Raw genomic sequence first — 25,648 nt, 5'->3', positions numbered from 1 at the left:
CGGCACCAGTCCGCGTGGAACGCCGCACTCGCGACGGCGACGGGTGGGAAGACGTTCTCCACCCACGGGTCCACCTGGGTGTGGTTGCCGGCTCGGAAGGAGCTCATGCTGATGTTCCCCGACTCCGTCACCGCCGCTGCTGTGCGGCCCGCTCTGGCGGAAGGTTTGCGGCTGGGGGCGTCGTCCGCGCGCATCTGGCTCAACAGCGCCGTCGACGCCGTCGGGCTCGGGCCTCTCGGCTTCAGGATGAGCTGGCAGCCCTGGTGGATGGCTGCGCCCGTGGCCGACGTCGTCCAGGGCGGGAACGACGCCGCGATCCTCACCCGCGAAGTGCCGGACTATTCGGGCCCGCTGGAGCAGGAGCTGCGCGTGGTGCGCGTGGTGCGCGTGGAACCGCACCGCGCCTGGCATGCCGTGACGCGGGACGACGGCGGCACCATCACCGGAGCCGCCTACTCGTTCTACCCCTCCGGGGTAGCCGGTCCGACGGGGATCGGCGGCATCCACCAGCTCGAGGTTCTCCCCGGGTTCCAGCGGCAGGGGCTGGCCACGACACTGCTCGGGGCAACGGCGAGGGCCGCGGGTGAGGCAGGCGCCGCGACGCTGACGGTCAACGCGACGCCGCAGGGCTACCCGTTCTTCTCGAGCCGTGGTTTCACACTGCTCGGTCGCGGGCGCACCTACGTGCTCGATCTCTAGGATCCTCACGGCTCCGAGGAAGAACTACTCCTGGCACGCGACGATGCTCCTGAAGGCGCGACGCACAGAAGGACCGCAGCCGGGGCTGCGGTCCTTCTGCATCCACACCGCGCTCCTGTGCGGAGCTATTCTGCGATCTTCCTACCAGCCGCGCTCGGCCAGGCGGTGCGGCTGTGGGAGCTCCTCCACATTGATGCCGACCATGGCCTCGCCCAGACCCCGGGAAAGCTTGGCGATCATGTCGGGATCGTCGTGGAAGGTGGTGGCCTGCACGATCGCCTTGGCGCGGTCGGCAGGATTGCCGGACTTGAAGATGCCGGACCCCACGAAGACGCCGTCGGCTCCGAGCTGCATCATCATGGCGGCATCTGCAGGGGTCGCGATGCCGCCTGCGGTGAAGAGGACCACGGGAAGGCGACCTGCAGCGGCGACCTCCTTGACGAGGGCGTAGGGTGCCTGCAGCTCCTTCGCGGCGACGTACAGTTCGTCCTCAGCCATCGAGGAGAGCCAGTTGATCTGTGCGCGGATCTTCCGCATGTGCATCGTGGCATTGGAGACGTCGCCAGTGCCGGCCTCACCCTTGGAACGGATCATCGCAGCACCCTCGTTGATGCGGCGGAGGGCCTCTCCGAGATTGGTGGCTCCGCACACGAAAGGGATGGTGAAGTTCCACTTGTCGATGTGGTTGGTGAAGTCAGCAGGCGTGAGGACCTCCGACTCGTCGATGTAGTCGACTCCGAGGGACTGCAGGACGCGAGCCTCCACGAAGTGGCCGATGCGGGCCTTGGCCATGACCGGGATCGACACCGTCTCGATGATGCTGTCGATCATGTCGGGGTCGCTCATGCGGGAGACGCCGCCCTGGGCACGGATGTCCGCTGGAACCCGTTCGAGGGCCATGACCGCTACTGCGCCGGCATCCTCGGCGATGCGGGCCTGATCGGCCGTGACGACATCCATGATGACGCCGCCCTTGAGCATTTCGGCCATTCCGCGCTTGACCCGATTACCGCCGGTCTGTGCTTCGGCTGCCGAATTCTCTTCAACGGTGGACACAACTTGCCCCTAAAGGTAGATAAAGACTGACACCTTATGATACGTCGCCACGGGTCCTGTTCCCGTCACCGTTCTGCTCCACCCTTCTGCTCCACCACCTGCTTCATCATTTACCCCATCACCTGCTCCACCACCTGTGGATATCGGACCGAGACGACCGATCAGTCCCGGCCGTGAGGGTCCACTGTGTCACTCCACGGGGTGGTGACCGGGGCCCGCTCGCCACCCGTGGGGTCGCCGGCGCAGCTCAATCGTGGAGTGGTGTGACGTCGTGGGTCACTGCGAGCTCGTGGACGGCGCGATGAATGCGTCGGTAGGAGTTCTGGCGTGGTTGCCGGCGGTAGCCGTCCCTTGGATGGTGTCCGTCCGGGCCCCGTGGGTGCGGCGGGGTGAACCAGGGCGTGCCATGGCGGGTGTGAATGCTCCAGTCGCTGGTGTGGACGAGTCGGTGGTGGTGCGCGCAGAGCAGGACACCGTTGTCCGCGGTGGTCGTTCCTCCGATGGACCAGGGTCTGATGTGGTGGGCCTGGCACCAGGTGGCCGGGATGGTGCAGTCGGGAAAGGCGCAGCCGCCGTCACGGGCGATGAGGGCGCGGCGCAGATGAGGCGGGAAGAGGCGTTGGGCTCGTCCGATATCGAGGATCTGTCCGTGTGCGCCCAACACCAAGGGGATCAGGTCGGCGTCACAGGCGATCTGCCGGATACTGCGCGCGGGGATCCGCTGGGCGAAGACGGCCTGACCCGGCCGTCCGGAAGTCGCGGCGGTGGCATCGGGTGGGCTCGTGGCAGCTGCACGGGCGACGTCGCCGAGGAGGTCCCGGTAGTCGATGGTGACCATCACCTGGGGGCGGTGACCACCCGTGGCGGGAAGCCTGTCGGCGCTCAGGGCGATCGTGCACGCGGAGACGAGTCCGTGGAGCAACGTCTGTGCGCGGGTCGGCTGATCCTCCGCAGGGTGATCAGCGCCACCAGCGGAGGCGTGGAGCGGATCAGCCGCACCCGCACTGGCATCCGCACCGGCATCAGGGTGCATCGTACGGGGGTTCGTCGCTGTGGTCATGGTGGTGAGGAGCGCCTCGTACTGGTCGTCGGTGGCGTTGACCTCGAGATGGTGCAGGCCGTGGCGTCGGCCTCGCAGGAAGACACCCTGATAGGCAGTGAGGACCTTCTCGGAGGGTTCCTGACCGTCCTGATCGAGGCAGTCCTGCCAGCGTCGCGCCACTACCTGCAGGATGTCCTGGTCCGAGGCGATGGCCTGGTCCGTGAGGTGGTGCTCCATGGCCTGGATCTGGGCTGGACCTGCGTGGGTTTCCACGCGGTCGGAGGCCTTGCAGATCAGGGTCGCCGCCCTACTGCTGATCCCCCCGACGCTGAACGCAGCACCCAGTGTTTCCAGGACGGCGGGCACCTCGGCCCCGGTGGGCGAGACCTGAGGGAAGAGGGTGCGGGCGAGTCGGCGCCGCCGATTGGCCTCGGACCTGCTGATTCTCAGGACTGCACGCAGGAAGTCGGCGTGGTCACGATGCCGCGAGCCTGCACCGCACACCTCACCGAAAGCAAACCCGGAAGCAGAACCGGAATCGGGACCAGGACCACCGGAGCCCGTGAGTGTGTCGGCCGGCGGAGTCCGGTCCTCGAGGGCCTGGACCAGCAGGACCTGCAGGACCTCGACAGCGGTTGCGAGCTCCTCGACCCCGATGAGCAGGCGGGTGAGCTCGTCGGTCCCGGACCGGCGATAGCGGCCGGCGACGTCCCGGCCGAGCTCGAGGAGCTCGGTTCTGGTCGATGCCAGCAGATCATGCGGATCATCCCACCTCACGGGTTCCGCTCGCCGTCCTGATGTCATACTCCATTCTCTCGAACACGCGTACTAATTCATGTGGCAATCATCCGTATGTGGACAACCCGGACCACTTCTCCTCCCCAGGCTCCGCGCAAGCCGCGAGAAGCACACGACGTCGTGAGGAGCCGTCCGGGCAGCCACGGCGGAGCAGATAGCCGCACCAGGGCATCCAATTACCGCCGTCTTCACAACTCCTGGGCCAGCATGGAGGGATGACTCTCCCTTCCGCCGAATTCGGCTTCCCCGGCCCGCTCCGGGACCGGCTCATCGCTGCGATCCTCGCCGGCTCCAAGACGACGACGACGTCCCTCGCCCTCGAATACGAGCCGGTCGCCGAACCACTGCCAAGGGTCGGCACCCGACAGCGGGTCGTCGACTCGGCGGGCCGGGCGGTTGCCACCATTCGCACCGTCGCCGTGCGCCAGGTATCCCTTTCCGAGGTGCCGTGGCAGCACATGGAGGCAGAGGGCGAGGGCTTCACGACGGCGGACGAATGGCGCGCAGCCCATGAGGACTTCTGGCACAGCCCCGCCTTCCGGACCTACGTGGGCGGTCCCGGGTTCGTCGTCGGCGCTGACACCGAGGTGGTTCTCGAGGAGTTCGTCGTCGAGCAGGTGGACGCGGGCCACGCTCCCGCCGTGCCGGTGGACGGCCATGCCGATGATCGCCTCGTGGCCCTCTACGACGAGTTCAACGAGGGTACCTGGGACACGGATTTCTACTCGAAGGAGCTGTCGGGGTCTGCACTGAGGATCGCCGACGTGGGCTGCGGAACCGGCTCGTTCGCCATCAGGCTCGCCCGCGAGGGCCATCGTGTGACCGGGATCGATCCGGCTCCTCGCATGCTCGCGCTCGCCCGCACCAAAAACAACGCCGCACACGTGACCTGGCTCGAGGGAACTGCGCGCCACCTCGGTCCCGGTCCGTTCGATGCCGCTGTGATGATCGGCCACGCCTTCCAGTGCCTGCTCACTGACGAGGAGATCCTCGAGACCCTGACGGAGGTCCGCCGCCGGCTCGTCCCCGGCGGTCGCTTCCTGTTCGAGACCCGTAATCCGGCGCAGGAAGCCTGGTTGGGGTGGCAGAGCGCGGACGGTCCCGCTGCCGTGGATTCCAGCGCCGGTCCACTCCTGACGGGCTGGAGACTGATGGACGTCCGCGAGGAACTCGTCACGTTCGAGGCCCGGACGCGCTTCGAACGGGACGGAACCGAGATCACCGACACCAGCACCCTGCGTTTCGCCACCCCCGAGCGGCTCTCGGAACTGTTGCGGGAGGCGGGCTACTCCACCATCCGGTGGCACGGTGACTGGGACGGGTCCGCCTTCGATGAGTCGACCAGCAAGGAAATCATCGTGATCGCGAGCACCTGAAAGACGCCGGAAATCCAGCGGTAGCGATTCAAGCTCAGCCTTTGGGCAGTATTCCCCCAGCAGACCCCTGAGGCCGAAAAGCCGCTGCTAATTTCATGGAGACATCAGCCGCTCCTGGCAGACCTCACCGAGGTCGACCGGGGGCAGCTTTGCACTCAAGCCAGCTGGGGAGCTTGCTCATATGCATTCACGGGACCGCGAAAAACTCATTCTCGACAACCTGCCACTGGTCGGTTATCTCGTATCGACCCTGTGCGCCCGAGCGACACATCTCTCACGGGACGATCTTGCGTCGGTCGGGGCCATAGCGCTCATCACCTCCGCCAACTCCTTCGATCCCACGCTCGGGGTGCCGTTCGGCGCCTACGCCCGCCGACGCATCACCGGCGCGTTCGCCGACGAGATGAGGTCCAACGACTGGGCGCCACGCTCGGTGCGTCGTCGCATCGGCGACACCCTCGCGGCGCAGGAGACCCTGTCGGCCTCGCTGGGACGGAAGGCCACCGTCGACGAGCTCGCCGCCACCCTCGGCGTGAGTCGCCAGGAGGTCCATACGGCACTCGACGACGCCGCGCGTTCCATGCAGACACTCGACGAGACAGTGCTCGACGTCGTTCCCGCACTGGACGAGGCCCCGGAGGCCTCGCTGCTGGCCGCCGAGCAGGTGCGCCATCTCCGCGCGGCAGTCACGCATCTGCCGGTCCGTATGCGGCACATCGTGGAGCAGGTGTTCTTCGAGGGCCGGTCGGTGACCGAGGTCGCGGCGGAGCTCGGCACCACCCACTCGGCGGTGTCCCAGCAGAAGTCCGAGGCGCTTCGGCTCCTCCAGGACGGGCTGTCCACCCACTACTCCGACACCGTCGGGGCAATCCCCACCCCGGTGTCGCGGATCTCGCCCAAGCGACGGGCCGAGTACCTCTCGTCCCTCGGTTCGGCCCTCACACCGCGCCGCACGCACGCGTCGGCGCTCAGCGTGATCCGCCCGGTCCTCGCACCGGCGTCCTGACACGGTCGGCGTCCGCACGGGATGCCGGGCACAGGGTCAGGGCGCGGGCTCGGCGTCGAGTGACTGCAGGCGCACGGCCCTGATCCGCTGGTACACGGTGATCAGGCTGGCGGCGGCGAGAGCCAGGAGTACGGCGAGGAGAAAGCCCTCGGGCAGGCCCAGTCCCGTCAGGCCCGTGACCACCAGGACGGAGACGAGCCGTTCGGCCCGCTCCGCGATACCCACGTTGGCTGTGAAGCCGAGTGATTCCGCCTTGGCGCGCGCATAGGACACGAGCATCCCCAGGACCAGGCAGCCCAGCGCCGCGACGGCGATCATGGTGTTCTGCCCACCGGTGAAGAACCAGATGGCAACGCCCGCGAACAACGCCCCGTCCGCGATCCGGTCCAGTGTCGAGTCGAGGAAACTGCCCCACGGCCCACCGTGGCCCTTCAGCCGCGCCATGATGCCGTCGATGACGTCGGAGAAGACGAACAGGGTGATGAAGACCGTGCCCCAGAAGAGCTGCCCGAGAGGGTAGAAGAGCAGCGCACCCCCGGCGACGCCGATCGTTCCTGCGATGGTCACGGCGTCCGGCGTCACCCCCCAGGACAGCAGCAGGCGGGCCAGGGGCGTGAAGAGCCGAGTGGTGAAACCGCGCGCGTACCTGTCGAGCATCAGGACGCGGGCTCCGCAGCACCGTCCGACGGCCAGGCGGCAGCAACCTGCTCGCGGACTTCCCCGAGCGTCTGGGTGATGGCCTTCGTCTGCGCGATGATCGGCAGGAAGTTGCCGTCCCCACCCCAGCGCGGCACCACATGCTGGTGCAGGTGCGCGGCGATGCCTGCCCCTCCGGTGGCGCCCTGATTCATCCCGAGATTGAAGCCGGTGGGATTGGACACACGCCGCAGGACCCGCATCGCGGTCTGGGTCAGGGCGGCGATCTCGGCGGTTTCGGCTGCATCGACGTCGGTGTAGTCGGGCACGTGCCGGTACGGGCACACGAGCAGGTGGCCTGCATTGTAGGGGAAGAGGTTGAGCAGCACGAAGGCGTACCGCCCGCGGTGCACGATCAGGGACTCCTCGTCGCTCAACTCCGGAGCGTGGCAGAACGGACAGGTTTGCTCCGAGGTCACCTTGTCCTGTCCGCCCTTGATGTACGCGAGGCGGTGCGGTGTCCAGAGTCGCTGGAAGGCGTCCGGGACGCCCGCCAGCTCGAAGTCGTCCGTCACGTCGGCATCGGGCCGGGCCTCCTGTACCTCGCCTGCATCCGCCATCAGGCGGTCGCTTCCCTGGATCGGACCGCCTCCACGATCCGGCGGACGGCCTCGTCCACGGGTACCTGGTTGTCCTGGCTCCCGTCACGGAATCTGAAGGAGACCGCACCCGCCTCCTGGTCCTCGCCGCCGGCGATGAGGACGAACGGGATCTTCTCCTTGCTCGCCGTCCTGATCTTCTTGGGGAAGCGATCGGACCCGACGTCGACCTGCGCCCGGACACCCTCGGCCTTCAGTCTGTCGACGACGTCGTACAGATAGTCGTTGAACGCCTCGGCGACGGGCACCGCGAGTACCTGTACGGGTGCCAGCCAGGCTGGGAACGCGCCGGCGTAGTGCTCTGTCAGCACGGCCATGAAGCGCTCGATCGACCCGAACAGCGCGCGGTGGATCATGACGGGGCGCTGGCGCGATCCGTCGGCCGCCTGGTACTCGAGCTCGAAGCGCTCCGGCAGGTTGAAGTCGAGCTGGATGGTGGACATCTGCCAGGTGCGCCCGATCGCGTCGCGGGCCTGGACGGAGATCTTGGGGCCGTAGAACGCCGCTCCCCCGGGATCCGGGACCAGGTCGAGCCCCGAGGCCTCGGCGACCTCGGACAGTGTGCGGGTGGCCTCGTCCCAGAACTCCTCCGACCCGACGGACTTCTCCGGGTTCCGGGTGGAGAGCTCCAGGTAGAAGTCGTCCAGACCGTAGTCCTTGAGCAGTCCCAGGACGAAGGTGAGGGTGCCGGTGAGCTCGTCCTTCATCTGCTCGCGCGTGCAGTAGATGTGCGCGTCGTCCTGGGTCATCCCCCGGACGCGCGTGAGGCCGTGGATCACGCCGGACTTCTCGTAGCGGTACACCGATCCGAACTCGAACAGGCGCAGCGGGAGCTCACGGTAGGACCGTCCGCGGGAGGCGAAGATCAGGTTGTGCATGGGGCAGTTCATCGGCTTCAGGTAGTAGTCCTGCCCGGGCTTGCGCACGGAACCGTCCTCGTTCAGTTCCTCGTCCACGTGCATCGCCGGGAACATGCCGTCGCGGTACCAGTCGAGGTGGCCGGAGACCTCGTAGAGGTGGCCCTTGGTGATGTGCGGCGTGTAGACGAACTCGTAACCCGCCTCGGTATGGCGCTGGCGCGAATAGTCCTCCATGGCTTTCCGGATGATGCCGCCCTTGGGGTGGAACACGGGCAGGCCGGAGCCGAGCTCGTCCGGGAAGGAGAACAGGTCCAGTTCGGAGCCCAGCCGCCGGTGGTCGCGGCGCTCGGCCTCCGCGAGCCGCTCCTGGTACGCCTTCAGGGCGTCCTTCGTGGGCCACGCGGTGCCGTAGATGCGCTGCAGCTGCTTGTTCTTCTCGCTGCCGCGCCAGTATGCGGCCGCCGACCGCGTCAGGGCGTAGGCATTGGAGATCAGTTTGGTGTTCGGCAGGTGCGGGCCGCGGCAGAGATCCTGCCACACGACGTCGCCGGTCTTCCGGTCCACGTTCTCGTAGACGGTCAGTTCACCCGCGCCCACCTCCACGGAAGCGCCGTCCTCCTCCGTGGCGCCGCCCTTGAGTCCGATGAGCTCGAGCTTGTACGGTTCGTCCTTCATCGCCTCGCGTGCCTCGTCCTCGGAGACCACACGGCGGCTGAAGAGCTGGTTCGCGTTGACGATCTTCAGCATCATCTTCTCGAGCTGCTTGAGCTCGTCCGGCGTGAAGGGCTCCTCGACGTCGAAGTCGAAGTAGAAGCCGTCCGTGATGTACGGGCCGATCCCGAGCTGCGCGCCCGGTCGTAACTGCTGCACGGCCTGGGCCATGACATGGGCGGTCGAGTGGCGCAGCACCTCGAGACCCGCGGCATCCTCGAGGGTCACGCCGTCCACGGACGCACCGTCGGGGAGGTCCTCGGCGAGATCCCTCAGCTCACCGTCCACCCGCATGACGACGACGTCGCGCCGCTCGCCGAACAGCTCGGTCCCGGTGGTACCCGTGGTCGCCTGCTTCTCCTCACCGTCGACGATGAGTTTCATGGGCTGTGGCGCTGACACGGATGGTCTCCTCGAGGCTGGGACAGTGGTGGCCCGGAAGGGCTGGACGTCACCCGGCGAAGAGCCGGGACCGCCGTGCTGATCGTATCGGGTGGGCATGGAGGCGACCAACAACCCCGCCGGTCGGACCGCAGGAATGGGTCGGCATCGTCCGGTGTTGACGCCGGGTGCGGGTACACCCGGTATCCGCCAGGACATACAGTCGTGCGGCAGCGGTCGCACGCACGCGAGGAGCACCGTGGACTACACGCCAGAAGCCGGATCCATCACCATGTTCTCCACCACCTGGTGCGGGTACTGCCGTCGCCTGAAGTCGCAGCTCGACGCGGCCGGGATCGGGTACACGGAGGTCAACATCGAGGAGGTCGAGGGGACCGCCGAGCTCGTGGCGTCCCTGAACGGCGGCAACCAGACCGTTCCCACCGTGATCTTCCCGGACGGCAGCACCGCCACGAATCCGTCGGCGGCCGAGGTGAGGACCAGGATCGAGGCCTGACCCGCGCCCTCGCCTCCCCTGACGGTCCCCCCTATGCTGGGGCTGACGGGCCGGTCCTTCGGTCCGTCACACCCAGCGGAAGGACTGACGAGACATGGTGCACAAAGTTCGGGGCGTCGTGGTGCGGGCGAAGGATGCCCCCGCGACCATCGAGACGATCCTGGTGCCGGATCCGGGACCGGGGGAAGCCCTGGTGGACATCCTGACGTGCGGTGTCTGCCACACGGACCTGCACTACAAGCAGGGGGCCATCAACGACGAGTTCCCCTTCCTGCTCGGGCATGAGGCCACCGGCGTCGTGAGTGCAGTGGGAGACGACGTCACCACCGTCGCCCCCGGTGACCGCGTGATCCTCAACTGGCGTGCAGTGTGCGGGGAGTGCCGGGCCTGCCGCCGCGGTGAACCGCAGTACTGCTTCGACACGCGCAATGCCACGCAGAAGATGACGCTCGAGGACGGGACGGAGCTCACCCCGGCACTTGGGATCGGGGCCTTCGCCGAGAAGACCCTGGTGGCGGCCGGTCAGTGCACCAAGGTCGATCCTGCGGCGGACGCAGCAGCCGTCGGTCTGCTCGGCTGCGGCATCATGGCCGGCATCGGGGCGTCCATCAACACGGGCAACGTCTCCCTCGGCGACTCGGTGGCCGTGATCGGCTGCGGCGGGGTGGGCATCGCCGCCATCGCCGGCGCCAGGCTCGCGGGGGCCACCACCATCATCGCCGTCGACATCGACGACCGGAAGCTCGAGCTCGCCAGGGGTCTCGGTGCCACGCACGTCGTCAACTCCAGGGAGACCGATCCCGTCGAGGCGATCCGCTCCCTCACCGGCAGTTTCGGCGCGGACGTGGTCATCGACGCCGTCGGACGCCCGGAGACCTACAAGCAGGCGTTCTACGCCCGTGATCTCGCGGGGACCGTCGTGCTCGTCGGCGTCCCGAACCCGGAGATGACCCTGGAGCTGCCCCTGCTCGACGTCTTCGGCCGCGGCGGGTCCCTGAAGTCCTCCTGGTACGGCGACTGCCTGCCCAGCCGGGACTTCCCGATGCTCGTGGACCACTATCTGCAGGGCACGCTCGATCTCGAGGCGTTCGTGACCGAGCGCATCGGGCTGGACCAGGTCGAGGAGGCCTTCGACAAGATGCACGACGGCACGGTGCTGCGTTCGGTGGTGGAGCTCTGATGTCGGCGCGGGTGGAACACCTCGTCACGTCCGGGACCTTCTCGCTCGACGGCGGCACCTGGGACGTCGACAACAATGTGTGGATCGTGGGCGACGACGACGAGTGCGTGATCATCGACGCTCCCCACGACGCCGACGCGATCGTGGCGCAGGTAGTCGGCCGCACGGTGCGGGCGATCCTGCTCACGCACGCCCACGACGACCACATCCGGGTGGTCCGTGAGCTGGCCGACGCCGTGCAGGCGCCGATCCACCTGCACGAGGCCGATCGTGAGCTCTGGGACATGGTCTTCCCCGATCGGGAGCCCCACCACCGGATCAGCGACGGCGACTCGTTCCCCGTCGCGGGCGCGTCCCTGACGGCGCTGCACACGCCCGGTCACTCGCCGGGGTCGGTCTGCTTCCTCCTCGAGGAGGAAGGCACCGTCTTCACCGGCGACACCTTGTTCCAGGGCGGACCGGGAGCCACCGGGCGGTCGTACAGCGACTTCCCGACCATCATCGAGTCCATCCGGACGAGGCTGCTCACTCTGCCGCCGGAGACCGTTGCGCGGCCCGGCCACGGGGACAGCACCAGTATCGGCGAGGAGGCTCCCCACCTCGAGGAGTGGATCCAGCGGGGCCACTAGCACCGGGCGGCGTCCCGTCTCAGGAGGGGCGGGACGCCTCCGGGGTGTCCAGGTGCACGACGGTGCGGTAGGCCGAGAGGACGGCCTCCTGGACGCCATCGACGCGCAGGCCGGGGACGAGGTCTTCCGCTGCACCGGCGGTACTGGTCCGCCACGGCAGTCCCAGGGCCGCGTAGACATCCGTGAGCACGGCACGCAGCGGAGCGGAGTCCTCGATGATCAGCACGGAGGAGAACAGCCAGGCGCCGGCGACCACGCGCTGTGCGGTCCCCACGAGTTTGAACGTCGGCACAGTATCCCTGAGGCCGTGGACACTGAACTCTCCCGGGCAGTACTCCCCCGGGATCTCCCCCACTCCGGCGTTCACCCCGACGTCGGCCAGCACCCCGGCGAAGAAGTCGCCGAAGGCGGCGAAGCGGGTGCGTGTCCCGGCGACGGCGTCGGACGCCGGTTCGATGTGGTCCACGACGAGGCACCCGGAGTGGTACGCGGCTGCGCGGCCGCCGGCACGCCGGATCAGTGGCTCGTAGCCGTGGGCCCTCGAGGCGGCAGAGGCCCCGCGGAAACCGTCGAGGCGGGCATCCCGTTGACCGAAGGCGACGGTGGGGCTCGGCCTGTAGACGCGGAGGGTCGGGGCGCGCGTGCCGGCGGCGACGTCGCGCAGCAGCTCCAGGCCACGGTCGAGTTGACCTGCGGCGTCACCCGCGGGTGGGTCGACGACGAGTGTCAGCTCTGCCTCGCCGCCCCAGGGAGTACTCATCGGTCCATCGTAGGCAGTGAACCCCGGGGCCGTGCGCCGCGGCGGAGCACACCCGCCGCTGCTCTGTGTCAAGACCCACCGGTGATGGATTTATCCTTCGGCGTGGTCCACGATGGAGATGTCACCCCGTGGCAGCCACGGTAGAACCGCGGTCCGGTTCAACGAAAGGATTCACCTATGGCAGACATGAGCGGAATGGCCGACAAGGCCAAGGACTACGCAAACGACAACCCGGAGAAGGTGGACCAGGCCAAAGACAAGGCCAAGGACGCGTTCGACGGCAAAGATGGCGATCAGAAGTAACTGATCCTGCCGGCTGAGGCCGGATCACCTGACGGTGGTCCGGCCTCTCCTGTGTCCAACATGTTCTGCGTGCGAAGATCGAGCCATGACAGCTGAAGACACTGCGCCGGCGCTCACCCGCCTGCGCGAGCGCCAGGACGAGATCGTCCTGGCCCTGACGACGGAATCCCGGACGGCCAGGCTGGAGGAGTTGAGCCACGAACTCGAGGACGTCCTGCGGCAGATCCAGGACGTGGACCAGGCGGGCTGACCCTCCTGCCCGCGCGGGCCGCGAGGAGTCCTACTCCCTGTGCAGCTTGTCCTGGACCGCACCCGCGATCTTCTCCACCCGGTTCGGGACAGGAGTCGTGCCGTAGTAGCGGGCGTCGACCTGCGTCGCGGGAGGCATCGGAGCCGACGTCGTCGGCCCGTCGTGGTAAGTGAACTCGCCCAAGCCGTCCGGCGTCGGACCGCTGGCCCATGAGCCTTCCGCAGCTGCGGCTCCGTCGGAGAAGTTCTGATACTGGTAGGACACCGAGCGCTCCTCCTTCTTGATGGGGAAGTTGCTCGGAACAGGCAAGGACTCCAGCCCCTCGTCCTGCAGCTCCCGTGCCGCTGCGATCCACTGGTTCTGGTGCATCGTGTCGCGGGCCAGGAGGAAGGAGAGCAAGTCCCGGACGCCGTGGTCGTCGGTCATGTGGTACAGCCGGGCCACCTGGAGGCGACCCTGCATCTCGGCGTTGGCATTGGCCTGGAAATCGGCGAGCAGATTGCCGCTGGCGGTGATGAACGATCCCTGCCACGGGTTCCCGTTGCTGTCCACGGGTCGTGCTCCCGCCCCGGCGACGATGGCGTGCTGCACATCCATGCCACCGATCACCGCCGCCACCGTCGGATCCGACTGGATGGCGTCCTCCGTGATACCCAGGGGCGCCTTCTCGAGCAATTGGGCGATCATGATGGCCAGCATCTCGACGTGGCCCATCTCCTCGGCGCCGATCCCGAAGAGCATGTCCCGGTACTTGCCGGGAAGATGGGAGTTCCAGGCCTGGAAGCCGTACTGCATGGCGACGGTGATCTCGCCGTACTGACCTCCGAGCACCTCCTGCAGCTTCCTCGCATACACCGCATCGGGCTTGCTGGGCTTCGACGTGAACTGCAGTTCCTGCTTGTGGAAGAACATCGGGCTACCTCCGGATCGAGGGGGCCACTGGATGAAGACCACCGATCAAGGCGATGGTCGGTGCTGGCCCCTGTTGGAGAACCTAACGGGCGCGGGAATGGTAAGCAAGCTTAGTTTCTCCTGCCATTTCCCACGTCCATCGCGAGCGGCCACACCCTATACTTCCGGCTCGTGTCAGCGCCCACCGTCGAGCCGGCGGCTGCGCTGGTCGAGGCCCGGCCCGCCGTACGGATAGTCCCCGAAGGTCGGGGCGCTGGCGTCGTCGAGCCGGACGAGCTCGTCCGACGAGAGGCTGATCGTCGCCGAGGCCAGGTTGTCCGCCAGTTGCTCCTGGCTCCGGGCCCCGAGGATCACCGATGACACGGCCGGTTGCGCTGCCACCCAGGCAAGGGCGATCTGCGCCGCCGTGACGCCGCGACCCGTCGCGATGTCCGCCACCGTCTCGATGATGCCCCACGTCCGCTCCTCGGCGTTGCGCTTCTCCCAGCCCTCCATGCCGCGCTGGGGATCCTCACCGAGGCGGGTGGCACCGGCAGGCTGCGTGTCGCGCGTGTACTTCCCGGTCAGCCACCCGCCTCCGAGCGGTGACCAGGGCAGCATGCCCATGCCGGCGTCGAGCACCGCCGGGACGATCTCCGCCTCGATCTCGCGCACCAGCAGGGAGTACTGCGGCTGCAGGGTCACCGGGAGCGAGTAGCCGCGGTGCAGCGCCATCTGGTGCGCCTTGGTCAGCTGCCATCCGGTGAAGTTCGAGAAACCGTAGTACCCGATGTCGCCGCGCACCACGGCCTCGTTCAGGAAGCCCAGCGTCTCCTCCAGCGGCGTCGACGGGTCCCAGGAATGCACCTGATACAGGTCGACGTGGTCCACACCCAGCCGGGTCAGCGAGGCATCGAGTGCACGCCGCAGATGCCGGCGGGAGAGCCCGAGGTCGTTGACGTCGTCGCCCATCGGGAAGCGGCCCTTGGAGGCCAGGACCATGCGCTCGCGCCTTGAGGGATTTCTCGCGAGCCACCGGCCGATGATCTCCTCGGACACACCATGGGTGTAGACGTCGGCGGTGTCGATCAGATTGCCACCGGCGTCCGCGTAGTCGGCGAGGATGGCGTGCGACGCCTTCTCGTCCGCCTCGGCCCCGAAGGTCATGGTGCCGAGGGCCAGGTGCGAGACCGAGGTGCCGCTGTTGCCGAGTTTCCGATAGTCCACAAGTGCTCCTTCGTCCGGGTGCCGCCGTCTGCTTCGCCTCGTCGCGTGGTCAGTCGGTGATCGTCACGCCCTTCCAGAACGCGTAGTGGCCGCGGATGTTCTCCGCCGCTTCCTTCGGCTCCAGGTAGCTCCACGCGGCGTCGCGGTTCTGTTCGCCGTCGACGTCGAGGGTGAAGTAGCTCGCCGTGCCCTTCCACGGGCAGACCGTCTGCTGCTCGGTCTGCGTGAAGAACTCCTCCGAGATGGACTCCGACGGGAAGTAGTGGTTCCCCTCGACCATCACGGTCTCGTCCGACTCCGCGATGACCGTGTCGTTCCAGTGTGCTGTTGTCATGATGTCCTCTCCTCGTTGTTCACGGGCGTGCCTGTACCTGCTCCAACTCCCGGGTGCGCCGACCCATTCCGCGGCCGCCCCCTCGAGCGGCCGTCAGAGCTTCCGGACCGTCAGGATCTGCTCGAGCCGCCCGAACGGCCCGTCGAGATCGTGGACCACGCTCGAGGTGAGCCCCACACCGCTCTCCCCGAAAGTCACCCGCGTGTCCAGTCCGAGCCACTCCCCACGCGGCATGCGGTGGAGGTGGATCTGGAGATCGACGTTGGGGAACATCCAGCTGTCGCCTCCCGGCGGGACCCTCGACGCGATGCCGTTGGCCGCGTCCATCATGCCGACCAGCCGCACCACGTCGGCCACCGGCCCGGTGTCGAGCAACGGGTAGGGGTTCCGGAGCCACACCTGCCCGCGCCCTGGCCGCAGACCGGGAAGAACCCGCACCTCGAGCGATCGGATGTAACCGCCGGGCCAGGCCGTCATGCCCTCGTGCGGCCCCGCCTCCTCGGGACCGGGCATCCGTGGGTCCTCCACCGCGGCGACAGCGGTCGTGTCCTGTGTACTGAGCCTCCATGCCCGGGCCACGATGGCCGTCCGGCCGCCCGATTCCATCCGCGCCTCGAGCAGCTCGATGGTCCGCCCGGGGCGCACGACGGCGGTGGTCACCTCGAACTCCCCACCGGGGATCATGCCGAGGATGTCGAAACTCACCCGGCTCAACTGCATCCCCTCGCGCGGCTCGCACTCGAGCAGGCAGTGCGTGAGGAGCCCGGAGATGGGTGCCATGTGCTGCTCGGCGGGATTCCATGCGCCCTGGGCGTGGACGGTGGACTCGAACCTTCCGCCGCCGAGGTCGCGGTAGAAAGAATCAGGCACGGAGAATCTCCTTCGTCGGTGAAGCCGGGGAAAGCCCCATGCTAGTGGAATAGAGTCGGTCTTTCGGGGGTTCTCGACTGAGAGCAAGCCGCCGACCCCCATCGTTCGAGCGGCACCACCATCTTCGACGCCGGGCGGAACACTGCCTGTGCCCACGCACCAGAGCAACCCGAGCGGAACCACCATGACCCAGCGCACCACCTCCCGCGTCTCCGACGCAGCTCCTCCCGAGAAGGCCGACCAGAGGCTCACAACCTCCGATGAGCAGGGCAGGCTCCCTGCCCGCGACAAGCTCGTCATCGGGGTCCTGATGGTCTCGGCGTTCGTGGTGATCCTCAACGAGACCATCATGGGCGTCGCGATCCCGAGCCTCGTCAGGGACCTGGGCATCACGGTGGGAGCCGGACAGTGGCTCACCACCGCGTTCCTGCTGACCATGGCCGTGGTGATCCCCGTGACGGGCTTCCTCCTCCAGCGCTTCGACACCCGGCCGGTGTTCCTGACCGCGATGAGCCTCTTTAGCCTCGGGACGCTGATCGCCGCACTGGCCCCGGGGTTCGGCGTGCTCGTCGTCGGGCGCGTGGTCCAGGCCGGCGGTACGGCCATCATGATGCCCCTGCTCATGACCACCGTCCTGAATCTCGTCCCGCGGACGTCGCGCGGCAGGATCATGGGCAACATCTCGATCGTCATCTCCGTTGCACCCGCCCTCGGCCCCACCATCTCCGGTGCAATCCTCAGCGTGCTCGACTGGCGCTGGATGTTCTGGCTGGTCCTCCCGATCGGCCTCGTCATGCTGGTCATCGGCGCCGTCAAGATGCAGAACGTGACCACACCGCGTGCCTCCGCCATCGACCTGGTCTCGGTCGTGCTGTCCGCGCTGGCGTTCGGCGGCATCGTGTACGGCCTCAGCCAGCTGGGTGCGGCCTCCGCAGGAAGTACCTTGCCGCCGTGGCTGCCGCTCGCCCTCGGCGTCCTCTTCCTGGGTCTGTTCGTCCTGCGCCAGCTGCGCCTGCAGAAGCGCGACGCCGCACTGCTCGACCTGCGCGTGTTCAGCTCGGTGAACTTCACCATCTCGATCGTCACGATCGCCATCGCGATGATGGCCCTCTTCGGGACGATCATCCTGCTTCCGATCTACGTGCAGAACGTGCTCGGCATGACCCCGTTCGTATCGGGTCTGGTCCTGCTGCCCGGTGGACTGACCATGGGGCTGCTCGGACCGGTCGTGGGGCGCATCTACGATCGCCGTGGCCCCCGCGTCCTCCTCGTACCGGGCACCCTCGTCGTCAGCGCCGTCTTCTGGTCACTGACGCAGGTGACGGAGACGACGCCGATCCTGCTGGTCCTCGTGGCCCATGTGTTCCTGAGCATCGGCCTGGCCCTGATCTTCACCCCACTGCTGACCTCGGCCCTCGGCTCGGTGAAGCCCACGCTCTACTCCCACGGCAGTGCCGTCTTCGGCACGGTGCAGCAGCTGGCGGGCGCGGCCGGCACCGCACTGTTCATCTCCGTGCTGACCATCCAGAGCACCGTCCTGGCCGGGGAGGGTACCGGTACCGCAGCGGCGATGGCCGGAGGCGTCCGCGCGGCCTTCCTGTACGGCGCCTTCATCTTCCTGCTGGCGGTCGTGGCATCGTTCTTCATCCGCGCACCGCAGGAGACCGACGACGAACCTGCCGCGGTCTAGCGGCGTGGCCGTCGTCCCGCTCCATCTCACCGGACGCCCCGATGTCCCCCTGACGGCGGACTGCTCGCGGTGTTTCGCGCTGTGCTGCTCGGCGCTCGGCTTCGAGCGATCGAGCGATTTCGGGCATGACAAGCCTGCCGGACAGGCGTGCCAGAACCTGGCCGCGGATTTCAGCTGCACCATCCACGCCGAACTTCGTGTCAGGGGATACCGGGGCTGCACCGTGTTCGATTGTTTCGGCGCCGGGCAGCAGGTGGCACAGCAGACCTTCGGTGGGCGGAGCTGGACCGAGTATCCCGAGGTGCGTCCGGCGATGTTCTCGGCCTTCCCGGTGGTCCGTCAACTGCACGAGGTGCTCTGGTACCTCGACGAGGCCCATCGGCTCGCGGACGCGACACCGGCCGTGACGGCGGACACGCGGGCAGCGCTTGCGGCGTTGCTGGCGGAAACGGTCGAGCTGTCGCAGCGGGACCCGGCGGGTCTCGCCGTCGTCGATCTCGGCGAACTCCGGCAGCGCATTGGCCCCGCGCTGGGCGCGGTGAGTGCCGGCGTCCGTGCAGGGGCCGACGGCGTGCGACTCCCCCGACGCCTGGTCCCGGGGGCCGACCTCCTCGGCGCGGATCTCGCCGGACGTGATCTACGGGGCGCCGACCTGCGGGGCGCATATCTGATCGCGGCGGATCTGGCCGGAGCCGATCTGCGCGGGGTGGATCTGCTGGGCGCGGATCTGCGCGATGCCGGACTCCACGGTGCGGATCTCTCGTCGGCGCTCTTCCTCACCCCCATGCAGCTCGCCGCGGCCGCCGGGAACGCCCGGACACGGCTACCTGCCCGGCTCACCGCCCCGGCGCACTGGACATGACGGGCGGACCCCATCGGGACCGGCCTATGGTTGCTCCATGAGCTCCCGTGAGTGTCCCGAACCGCAGCAGAAGGGGAACCGGCAGTGATCCAGCGGCTCGCCGTCGTCGTCCCCGTCTTCAACGAACCCGAGGTCACCCGCACCCTCGACTCACTCCGCCGGCAGCACGAGGGTGCCGGACTGAGCATCTACGTGGTCGACAACGGGTCCACGGACGACACGCTCCAGCGCGTCCACGCTGTCGCGGCGGAGCACCCGGACCTCGATCTCACGGTGCTGAGCGAGCAGCAGAAGGGTACCGGGGCCGCGAGCGACACCGGGTTCCGCGCCGCGATCGCGGACGGTCACGAGCTGGTGGCACGCACCGACGGCGACAGCGAACCGGCCGAGGACTGGGCCGCCCGGATCTGCACCCTGTTCCACGATCACCCCCACGTCCAGCTGGCCGGCGGTACGAGCGTGCCGCTGCGCGACAGGTACTACCGCTGGGGCGATGACCTGCTCATGCCGGGCGCCCTGGTGCTGCTGCGGATCATGATGGCCGCCAAGCATGTGGACGCGACCTATCTGCGCTTCGTCGCGGGTCACAACATGGCCGTGCGCTCCTCGGCCTATCTCGCGACCGGAGGGATCGCCCGGACCGCCATCGACCAGCGCGACGAGGACATCGACTTCTCCGTGGCGATCGCACGCCGGTTCGGCTCGGGTGCGGTGCGGATCGATCCCCGTCTCAGGGTCGCGACGTCGATGCGCCGGGTACGCCGCTACGGCATAGGCATGATGGGGGTCCACCATCTCGTTCCGGCGCTGCGTGGCCGCCTCATCCGCTCGATCGACGTCCGGTAGCGGCTCGGACAGCCGCGCGCTGCAGCGGCATGCTGTCGCCGCCAGCCCATCGCTCGAGGACCACGCGCGCACGGGCGGCCTCCTGCCCGGACAGCTGCTCCATGAGGGGCGCGACGACGTCGAGGGCGAGCGCGTCCTCCAGATATGGCAGCCCGGCCGTCCGGAGGAAACCTTCGATCCGGGTCAGATCCGTGTGGCGCAGCAACTGGGCGGACGACTGCAGCAGGACCACCGCAGTGAGTCGGCGCTCGAAGACCGGCCGTGACCACAGCTCGGACGCGAGGCGGACGACGTCGTCGTGCCTGAGATCCGGGTAGCGGCGCCGGGCGTTCCGGAGTGTGCCGCGGATGGCGCCGACCGATGCGCCGTAGTACTCCAGGCCGCCGCCGTGGAGCAGCTCGTGGTCCTCAGCGCGCTCCCAGGAGCTCTCGTACTGCAGGGCTGCGTCGATGAAGGCGGCGACGCTCGGGATGTCCACGTCAGTAGATGAAGATGTCGATCCACGCACGGTTGTGCGCATGGATGAGGACGAGGAACAGCACGAAGTCGAACAGGAGGTGGACGCAGATGATGTAGGAGAGCGACCGGGTCCGCGCGAAGATGAAGGCTTGCAGGAGTGCGAACGGGAAGATGAACAGCGGTGCCCACGCGTGGAAGCCGAGCTCCCAGAGGAAGGACGTGAAGAGGACGGCCTGCAGCAGGTTCGCCTGCACCATCGGCAGGTGGCGGCGCAGCAGGACGAACACGGTGCAGATGAAGAACAGTTCGTCCCAGATACCCAGGCCGTTGGTGCCGACGAACAGGCGGGCGATCTCCGCCGGCTCCGACGCTGCCGGCCAGTTCGTGTACACGCCCGTCCCGAGCATGTAACCCGGTAGCAGGGCGTACCCGATCACGACGACGACGGGCAGGTACCACTTCTCGGTCCGGCTCCAGCGCTTGCCGGTGCGGAGGGGGAAGCTGACGGCGTGATCCCGATAGGCGAAGCGGGAGATCGTGTAGGGGACGCCGACGGCGAGGATCATGGCCGCTCCCATGATGCCCATATGGTCGAGGCCGATATCGGTGCTGATGGGTACCAGACTCATCACGGTCAGCCCGAAGGCGATCAGGAGCAGGTCGCGGAAGAACGCCATCGAGACGGCGGCGGCGATACCCAGCGCAACCACGAGGATCCCGTACCCCAGGACGGCTTGATGGAGTACCAGCAGCAGGTAACCGGCAAGGGACACCAGGGCGGCGGGCAGCAGCTCGGGTGAAAGGGTGGTCCACGAGCCGGGCTTCCAGGCCTCCGCTGCGGCGTCACCCCTCCCCCGCACGGTGCCGCCGGTGGCCGGGCGGGATTGCTGCTTCACCTGATCACGCCTCTCCGGTGGTCCACGCCAGTCCTGGTGCTGCCACGCTACCCGTTGTAGCCGTCGGCCAGTCGGCGTGTCACAAGGACCTGTGAACCCGACAAGCTTCCGCCTTGCTACGGTGCCCTCATGGACGAGGATCTTGTCGCACGAGCTGTTCTGGCTGTCGTCATGGTGGGAGCGGGAGCGTTGGTCCTCTGGATGGCCGGTGCCGCCGCCAGTGGTCGGCTGGGAAGGAACCCCATCGCCGGCATCCGGCTCCCGTCGACCATGGCGAGCGACGACGCCTGGCTCGTCGCCCATCGGGCGGCGAAGCGACCGACCGTCGTTGCAGGCTGGTGTGCGATCGTCAGCGCGATCCCCGCGGTTCTGCCGGTCCCACTGGCCGTTGTCACGACGGCGGTCCTGGCCGGAGCGGCTGCCCTCCTCGGCTTCGTGCTGTACGGAGCGAAGGTGGGCAGCCGGGCCGCGACAAATCTCCGGCCCGAGGGCTGAGGATCAGTTCAGTGTCGCGGTATCGATCACGAAGCGGTAGCGGACGTCGGAGGCCATCACGCGCTCGTAGGCCTCGTTGATCTTGTCGGCGGAGATGACCTCGACCTCCGAGCCGAGGTGGTGCTCGGCACAGAAGTCCAGCATCTCCTGCGTCTCCCGGATGCCACCGATCAGGGATCCGGCGAAGGAGCGTCGCCCGCCGATGAGGGCGAAGGCGTTGACCGGCAGCGGCTCGGGCGGGGCGCCCACGCTCACCAGTGCGCCGTCGAGGGTCAGCAGACCCAGATAGTCGCTGATCGGGATCGAGGCACTGACGGTGTTGATGATCAGATCGAAGGACCCGGCAAGATCGCTGAAGGTGTTCTCGTCGCTCGTCGCGTAGTAGTGCTTCGCGCCGAGGCGCAGCCCGTCCTCCTGCTTCTTCAGGGACTGCGAAAGTACCGTGACCTCGGCGCCCATCGCGGCCGCCTGCTTCACGGCCATGTGGCCGAGGCCGCCCAGACCGATGACGGCCACCTTCTTGCCCGGTCCTGCACCCCAGTGCTTCAGGGGCGAGAACGTGGTGATGCCCGCGCACAGGAGGGGCGCAGCGACGTCGAGCTCGATTCCTTCGGGGATGCCGAGGACGAAGTCCTGAGTCACTACCACCTGGGTGGAGTACCCGCCCTGCGTGATGCTGCCGTCGCGGTCCTCGGCGCCGTAGGTCCCGGTGTTGCCCTTGAGGCAGTACTGCTCCTCGCCTGCCTTGCAGTTCTTGCACTCGCCGCAGGAGTTCACCATGCAACCCACTCCGACGCGGTCGCCTACCGCGTACTTGCTGACGTTCGAGCCGACCTCGGCGACGAGACCGGCGATCTCGTGTCCCGGGGTCAGCGGATAGGACTGGGGTCCCCATTCGCCGCGGACGGTGTGGATGTCCGAGTGGCAGATGCCGGCGAACTTGATGTCGATCAGCACGTCGTCGGGTCCGACATTGCGGCGTTCGAGGGTGGTCGGGATGAGGTCTGCTCCGGCGGAGGGTGCCGCGTAGGCGTTGACGGTCGTAGGCATGGATGACTCCTGCGGTTGGGGTGGGGAACGATGGCTCCACTGGTGGAGCGTCGGTGGGCAGCCTCGTATTCCTCGATCCGGGGATCGATCGCCGTCAGGATGAAGCTGGCCTTCTGCTGCCCTTACGGGTCGGGCTCCGCCGCTCGTTGCTAACGCTGTGTCAGGACTGCTTCTCCCAGCTGCCGCAGCGGGTGGAATTGAAGTCCTGACCGTCCGAGAGGGTGACGGTGGGCCGGCCGCCGCCGGGGATGTCGTTCTCGATGATGTCATCGCCGTTGCTTCCGCTGCGGTAGATCCCCCAGTAGCAGCTGGAGCCCACCTCGGCGGCGGAACGATACGTGCCGGGCTCGATGTCGGTCCCGACGGTCCAGATGCCGTCGCTGATCGTGCTGGCTGCTTTGGCGTCCTCGGCCGCGGTGATCGCTTCCTCGCGTTTCTTCACCGCCGCCTCGGCCGCCTCGACCTCTGCGGCCGCTTCCTCGGCGTCGGCCTCGCGAGCGGCCACTTCGGCCTCACGGTCCTCGATGTCGCCGCTGAGGGCGTCGTAGTCGGCACGTACGGCGTCGTACTGTCCCTCGACGGCGTTGTACTCGGCCTGGAGTCCGTCCCGTTCTGCCCGCAGCTCGTCCCTGTCGTCTTCGAGCTCCAGGTAGGCGTCGCTCATGGTCGGATCCGGCAGGGTCGTCCCGAGACCGACAGCTCCTCCGAGGAGGGCGAGTGCGGCGAGCGCACCGAGAATGAGCCCCTTCGATCGAGTCCTCCGGACCGGGCCGGCCTCTTGATCGTCCTGGTCTCCGGTGGTCCACTGCTCGTCGGACTCCGGCTCTGTCGTGCTCATCCTGTACTCCTCGTGTCTCGACGATCGGGCAGCGGCGGGACCCGGTCCCCCAGGGCCGGGGCCGCCGCTGCTGTGACGCCGGAACCGTCCGGCTGTCACCTGATGGAACCTATCGGCCGAATGAGTCGCACCGTCACACTCTTGCGATAACACCCGTTATCACTGTTCTGCCGTAGTACACGGGTGAGGCTGGTTAACCTGAAGCCATACATCACGAGGGGGACTTCCATGGACGGCACACCGGCGCACTCCGACAGGGTGCCCCTGCGCATGACGCTCACCGATATTGCGGCGCTCGCGCATGTCCAGCGACCGGTGGTCTCCCTGTGGCGGACACGAAGCGCAGGGTCGGGTCATCCGTTCCCGGACCCGGTTGTCGTGGACAACGGCCGGCCGCACTTCGACGCCGACGAGGTCGCGGCCTGGCTTGCGGCGACGGGCCGCGGCAACAACGCGGAGGCGGACGCCGACCTCGCCGCGTTCGCGCGGCCCCAGGCGCAGGGGCAGGAGCAGCAGACGAGCCGACCACGCTTCGACGGTCTGACGGCCCTGCTCACCCTGAAGGCCCTGACCGGCGGCATGCTGGGGCACCTCGACACCGACGAGCTCCTGGATACCGCCGACGACCACGACCCGGATGATCTGTTCCTGTTCTCCGAGATCGCCTCGGTGGGCGGCGACCTCGTCTCCCTGGCGCACTTCGCGGACCGACTCGCGGACAGCGCCTACACCGCTGCCGAGGCCTTCGAAGGGCTGCTCGCCAACCGGTTCCGCACAGGTCCACCCGAGCTCGCGGCAACGGCGCTCACTGATGCCGCTCAGCGGCTCCTGGTCACGAGCGCCGTAGAACTGTCGGCCGGGCTCGACGGCGAACCAGGCTTCGTCGACGCGGCCGGTGGCGGCGGCGACGTGCTCATGGCCGTCGTCGATGCGCTGAGCGAGAGGGACCAGGTCAGGGTCGTCCCGTCGGACGACGACGGCCCGGCGGCCCGGCTCCTCCGCCGTCGGCTGCGCGTCCACGGCGTGGACACCGGCCCCGATCCCGTGGCGGACCCGATCGAGGGCAGCTCGTCGCTGGTGCACCTCGCCCAGTACCCGTCGCCGGGCCAGCTCACCATGAGTACTGCCGAGATCCTCACCGCGATCGAACGGATCAGCGATCGGCTGGACGACCACCAGCGCGCGGTGGTCCTCGCGCCGGCGCGCGTGCTCAGCGACACCGTCACGGGCCGCGACGCGGCCGATCTCCGGTCCGGCATTTTGCGCGCAGGCCGGGTGCGCGCGATCGTCCGGTTGCCGGCCGGGCTCCTGCGGTCCCGGCCCCGGGAGGTGCAGGCCCTCTGGGTCCTCGGCCCGTCCTTCGCCGACGTGCCCATCGCCGACCGCTGGACCATGGTGGCCGATCTCGGTCAGCGAGCGCTCACTCAGGACGTGTCGCGTGACCTCGTCAGTGACCTCGTGGCGTCCATGGGCGATCTCGCGACCGTCCGCGCGCATGCGTTCCGGTTCGCCCGGCTCGTGCGCACACGATCCCTGCTCGCGGCGCCCGGATCCCTTGTGACCGACACCGGACACCACCGAGATGCACAACGCAGTCCAGCCGAGGACGCCCTCCGCGCGGAGCACCTGAACCGGATCCTCGGAGCAGCAGGCTTTGCCGTAGGCGCAGTGCCTGCCGGGCCGGACCGGCCCGCCGGGGGTCGGCGCGTCCCGGAGCGTGTCCCGGTGGCACGCCTGCTCGCCGCGCGCACCCTGCGCTATCTGCCCGGGAATCGCTGGGACGCTCCGAGCGAGGAGACCGCCAGGGGCGCAGCCCTCCTCGGCCCGGCCGAAGTCCTCGACCCGACGGCGCAGCCCCGCCGGATTCCGGTGCTCGACTTCGTCCAGCAAGTTCCCGGGGGCCGGTTGACCGAGCCGGGCGACGTCGTGTTCTGCACCAGCCCGCGACCGGCCGCGATGGTGGACACCGCCGGCGGATCCGTCGTCGTCTTTCCCGCCCGCGCATTCCGGATCGACGCCGGTGATCCCGGTGGCCTGCTCGCCGAGGTGGTGGCCGCGGACATCAACGCCCTCGGCGCATCCGAGAAGGAGTGGCGCCGGTGGCTGCTGCGCACGACGCCGGAGCAGCAGCGCGCTCCGCTCCACGCGGCGCTGCGGGGCCTGCGCCACGAACAGGATGCCCTGCGGGAACGGCTCGGACTCGTGGAGGAACTCGCTAGGCTGATCCTGGACGGCGTCGCCGGCGGAAGCCTCACCCTCACCGGGGTCGATGTGCCCGATGCGCCGACCCATCCCGTATCGACCGAAGGAACCGCGTAAGTGCCCCC

27 protein-coding genes are annotated in these 25,648 nt (G+C 68.1%); 13 read left to right on the top strand and 14 right to left on the bottom strand.

Annotation, left to right across the window (positions count from 1 at the left end):
- The first annotated feature begins 105 nt into the window (after positions 1-105).
- A complete protein-coding gene (locus FQ377_RS10140; protein WP_222861863.1) occupies positions 106-699 on the top strand; it encodes a GNAT family N-acetyltransferase in 594 nt (197 codons plus the stop codon).
- Between the two features lie 141 nt (positions 700-840).
- Here the strand turns inward: FQ377_RS10140 and pdxS are convergent, their stop codons facing one another.
- The gene (pdxS, locus tag FQ377_RS10135; protein WP_148601135.1) at positions 841-1,755 is read right to left on the bottom strand and encodes a pyridoxal 5'-phosphate synthase lyase subunit PdxS; all 915 of its coding nucleotides are present in this window, start codon (positions 1,753-1,755) and stop codon (positions 841-843) included.
- Between the two features lie 247 nt (positions 1,756-2,002).
- Positions 2,003-3,574, bottom strand: coding sequence for an HNH endonuclease signature motif containing protein (locus tag FQ377_RS10130; RefSeq protein ID WP_187393323.1), 1,572 nt, complete (start codon positions 3,572-3,574; stop codon positions 2,003-2,005).
- A gap of 236 nt (positions 3,575-3,810) precedes the next feature.
- Here FQ377_RS10130 and FQ377_RS10125 point away from each other — a divergent pair, with 236 nt between their 5' ends.
- Both FQ377_RS10125 and FQ377_RS10120 read left to right on the top strand, forming a co-directional pair.
- Complete coding sequence (locus FQ377_RS10125; protein ID WP_222861862.1) at positions 3,811-4,971, top strand: methyltransferase domain-containing protein; 1,161 nt, start codon at positions 3,811-3,813, stop codon at positions 4,969-4,971.
- A 181-nt stretch (positions 4,972-5,152) separates the two neighbouring features.
- Complete coding sequence (locus FQ377_RS10120; RefSeq protein ID WP_148601133.1) at positions 5,153-5,977, top strand: sigma-70 family RNA polymerase sigma factor; 825 nt, start codon at positions 5,153-5,155, stop codon at positions 5,975-5,977.
- Positions 5,978-6,013: 36 nt separating this feature from the next.
- Here the strand turns inward: FQ377_RS10120 and pgsA are convergent, their stop codons facing one another.
- Genes pgsA through thrS form a run of 3 tightly spaced genes read right to left on the bottom strand, consistent with a single transcriptional unit; the run spans position 6,014 to position 9,227 of the window.
- Entirely contained in the window at positions 6,014-6,634 is a 621-nt protein-coding gene (pgsA, locus tag FQ377_RS10115; RefSeq protein WP_148601132.1) for a phosphatidylinositol phosphate synthase, read from the bottom strand.
- Positions 6,634-7,233 carry an HIT family protein gene (locus FQ377_RS10110; protein WP_148601131.1) on the bottom strand — a complete coding sequence of 200 codons (600 nt, stop codon included), beginning with the start codon at positions 7,231-7,233 and terminating at the stop codon, positions 6,634-6,636. The genes pgsA and FQ377_RS10110 overlap by 1 nt, the downstream gene beginning before the upstream one ends.
- Positions 7,233-9,227 carry a threonine--tRNA ligase gene (thrS, locus tag FQ377_RS10105; RefSeq protein ID WP_395858487.1) on the bottom strand — a complete coding sequence of 665 codons (1,995 nt, stop codon included), beginning with the start codon at positions 9,225-9,227 and terminating at the stop codon, positions 7,233-7,235. The genes FQ377_RS10110 and thrS overlap by 1 nt, the downstream gene beginning before the upstream one ends.
- A 256-nt stretch (positions 9,228-9,483) precedes the next feature.
- Between thrS and FQ377_RS10100 the strand changes: the two genes are divergently transcribed.
- The 3 genes from FQ377_RS10100 (at position 9,484) to FQ377_RS10090 (ending at position 11,550) form a co-directional block, all read left to right on the top strand.
- Positions 9,484-9,741, top strand: coding sequence for a mycoredoxin (locus tag FQ377_RS10100; RefSeq protein ID WP_148601129.1), 258 nt, complete (start codon positions 9,484-9,486; stop codon positions 9,739-9,741).
- A 94-nt stretch (positions 9,742-9,835) separates the two neighbouring features.
- A complete protein-coding gene (locus tag FQ377_RS10095; RefSeq protein WP_148601128.1) occupies positions 9,836-10,921 on the top strand; it encodes an S-(hydroxymethyl)mycothiol dehydrogenase in 1,086 nt (361 codons plus the stop codon).
- The gene (locus FQ377_RS10090; protein ID WP_148601127.1) at positions 10,921-11,550 is read left to right on the top strand and encodes an MBL fold metallo-hydrolase; all 630 of its coding nucleotides are present in this window, start codon (positions 10,921-10,923) and stop codon (positions 11,548-11,550) included. The genes FQ377_RS10095 and FQ377_RS10090 overlap by 1 nt, the downstream gene beginning before the upstream one ends.
- A gap of 19 nt (positions 11,551-11,569) precedes the next feature.
- Here the strand turns inward: FQ377_RS10090 and FQ377_RS10085 are convergent, their stop codons facing one another.
- On the bottom strand, positions 11,570-12,310 hold the full coding sequence (locus tag FQ377_RS10085) for a lipoate--protein ligase family protein (protein ID WP_148601126.1): 741 nt from the start codon (positions 12,308-12,310) through the stop codon (positions 11,570-11,572).
- A gap of 177 nt (positions 12,311-12,487) precedes the next feature.
- On the opposite strand from FQ377_RS10085, the gene FQ377_RS15140 reads away from it, so the two are divergent.
- Entirely contained in the window at positions 12,488-12,613 is a 126-nt protein-coding gene (locus FQ377_RS15140; protein WP_262364391.1) for a hypothetical protein, read from the top strand.
- 85 nt (positions 12,614-12,698) lie between these two features.
- Positions 12,699-12,863, top strand: coding sequence for a hypothetical protein (locus FQ377_RS14850; RefSeq protein WP_187393322.1), 165 nt, complete (start codon positions 12,699-12,701; stop codon positions 12,861-12,863).
- Positions 12,864-12,893: 30 nt separating this feature from the next.
- Here FQ377_RS14850 and FQ377_RS10080 read toward each other — a convergent pair whose 3' ends face one another.
- The 4 genes from FQ377_RS10080 to FQ377_RS10065 all read right to left on the bottom strand — a co-directional run bounded on the left by FQ377_RS10080 (position 12,894) and on the right by FQ377_RS10065 (position 16,185).
- Positions 12,894-13,775 carry a manganese catalase gene (locus tag FQ377_RS10080; protein WP_148601125.1) on the bottom strand — a complete coding sequence of 294 codons (882 nt, stop codon included), beginning with the start codon at positions 13,773-13,775 and terminating at the stop codon, positions 12,894-12,896.
- Positions 13,776-13,949: 174 nt separating this feature from the next.
- Complete coding sequence (locus FQ377_RS10075) at positions 13,950-14,981, bottom strand: aldo/keto reductase (protein WP_148601124.1); 1,032 nt, start codon at positions 14,979-14,981, stop codon at positions 13,950-13,952.
- A 49-nt stretch (positions 14,982-15,030) separates the two neighbouring features.
- The gene (locus FQ377_RS10070) at positions 15,031-15,315 is read right to left on the bottom strand and encodes a DUF427 domain-containing protein (protein WP_148601123.1); all 285 of its coding nucleotides are present in this window, start codon (positions 15,313-15,315) and stop codon (positions 15,031-15,033) included.
- Between the two features lie 93 nt (positions 15,316-15,408).
- Positions 15,409-16,185 (bottom strand): thioesterase family protein, encoded by a 777-nt coding sequence (locus FQ377_RS10065; protein WP_262364390.1) that lies wholly within the window; start codon positions 16,183-16,185, stop codon positions 15,409-15,411.
- Between the two features lie 184 nt (positions 16,186-16,369).
- Here FQ377_RS10065 and FQ377_RS10060 point away from each other — a divergent pair, with 184 nt between their 5' ends.
- The 3 genes from FQ377_RS10060 to FQ377_RS10050 all read left to right on the top strand — a co-directional run bounded on the left by FQ377_RS10060 (position 16,370) and on the right by FQ377_RS10050 (position 19,583).
- Positions 16,370-17,875, top strand: coding sequence for an MDR family MFS transporter (locus tag FQ377_RS10060; RefSeq protein ID WP_148601121.1), 1,506 nt, complete (start codon positions 16,370-16,372; stop codon positions 17,873-17,875).
- Positions 17,876-17,879: 4 nt separating this feature from the next.
- Positions 17,880-18,737, top strand: a complete 858-nt coding sequence (locus tag FQ377_RS10055) for a pentapeptide repeat-containing protein (protein ID WP_187393321.1) — start codon at positions 17,880-17,882, stop codon at positions 18,735-18,737.
- A gap of 84 nt (positions 18,738-18,821) precedes the next feature.
- Positions 18,822-19,583, top strand: coding sequence for a glycosyltransferase family 2 protein (locus FQ377_RS10050; RefSeq protein ID WP_187393320.1), 762 nt, complete (start codon positions 18,822-18,824; stop codon positions 19,581-19,583).
- Here the strand turns inward: FQ377_RS10050 and FQ377_RS10045 are convergent.
- On the bottom strand, positions 19,558-20,061 hold the full coding sequence (locus FQ377_RS10045) for a DNA alkylation repair protein (RefSeq protein ID WP_262364389.1): 504 nt from the start codon (positions 20,059-20,061) through the stop codon (positions 19,558-19,560). The genes FQ377_RS10050 and FQ377_RS10045 overlap by 26 nt on opposite strands.
- 1 nt (position 20,062) lies before the next feature.
- Entirely contained in the window at positions 20,063-20,833 is a 771-nt protein-coding gene (locus tag FQ377_RS10040; RefSeq protein ID WP_148601214.1) for a CPBP family glutamic-type intramembrane protease, read from the bottom strand.
- Positions 20,834-21,067: 234 nt separating this feature from the next.
- Here FQ377_RS10040 and FQ377_RS10035 point away from each other — a divergent pair, with 234 nt between their 5' ends.
- Complete coding sequence (locus FQ377_RS10035) at positions 21,068-21,433, top strand: SdpI family protein (protein WP_148601118.1); 366 nt, start codon at positions 21,068-21,070, stop codon at positions 21,431-21,433.
- Positions 21,434-21,436: 3 nt separating this feature from the next.
- Here the strand turns inward: FQ377_RS10035 and FQ377_RS10030 are convergent, their stop codons facing one another.
- Entirely contained in the window at positions 21,437-22,483 is a 1,047-nt protein-coding gene (locus FQ377_RS10030; RefSeq protein WP_148601117.1) for an NAD(P)-dependent alcohol dehydrogenase, read from the bottom strand.
- Positions 22,484-22,643: 160 nt separating this feature from the next.
- Positions 22,644-23,321 (bottom strand): hypothetical protein, encoded by a 678-nt coding sequence (locus FQ377_RS10025; RefSeq protein WP_148601116.1) that lies wholly within the window; start codon positions 23,319-23,321, stop codon positions 22,644-22,646.
- Between the two features lie 228 nt (positions 23,322-23,549).
- Between FQ377_RS10025 and FQ377_RS10020 the strand changes: the two genes are divergently transcribed.
- Positions 23,550-25,640: a hypothetical protein gene (locus FQ377_RS10020; protein ID WP_262364388.1), complete on the top strand. Its 2,091-nt coding sequence runs from the start codon at positions 23,550-23,552 to the stop codon at positions 25,638-25,640.
- The last annotated feature ends 8 nt before the right edge of the window (positions 25,641-25,648 follow it).

This window comes from Arthrobacter echini (genome assembly GCF_008107445.1).
In the GTDB taxonomy this organism is placed as follows: domain Bacteria; phylum Actinomycetota; class Actinomycetes; order Actinomycetales; family Micrococcaceae; genus Arthrobacter_D; species Arthrobacter_D echini_A.
Note: the sequence above shows the minus strand (reverse complement) of the source record. Positions and strands in the feature narration are given on the sequence as shown.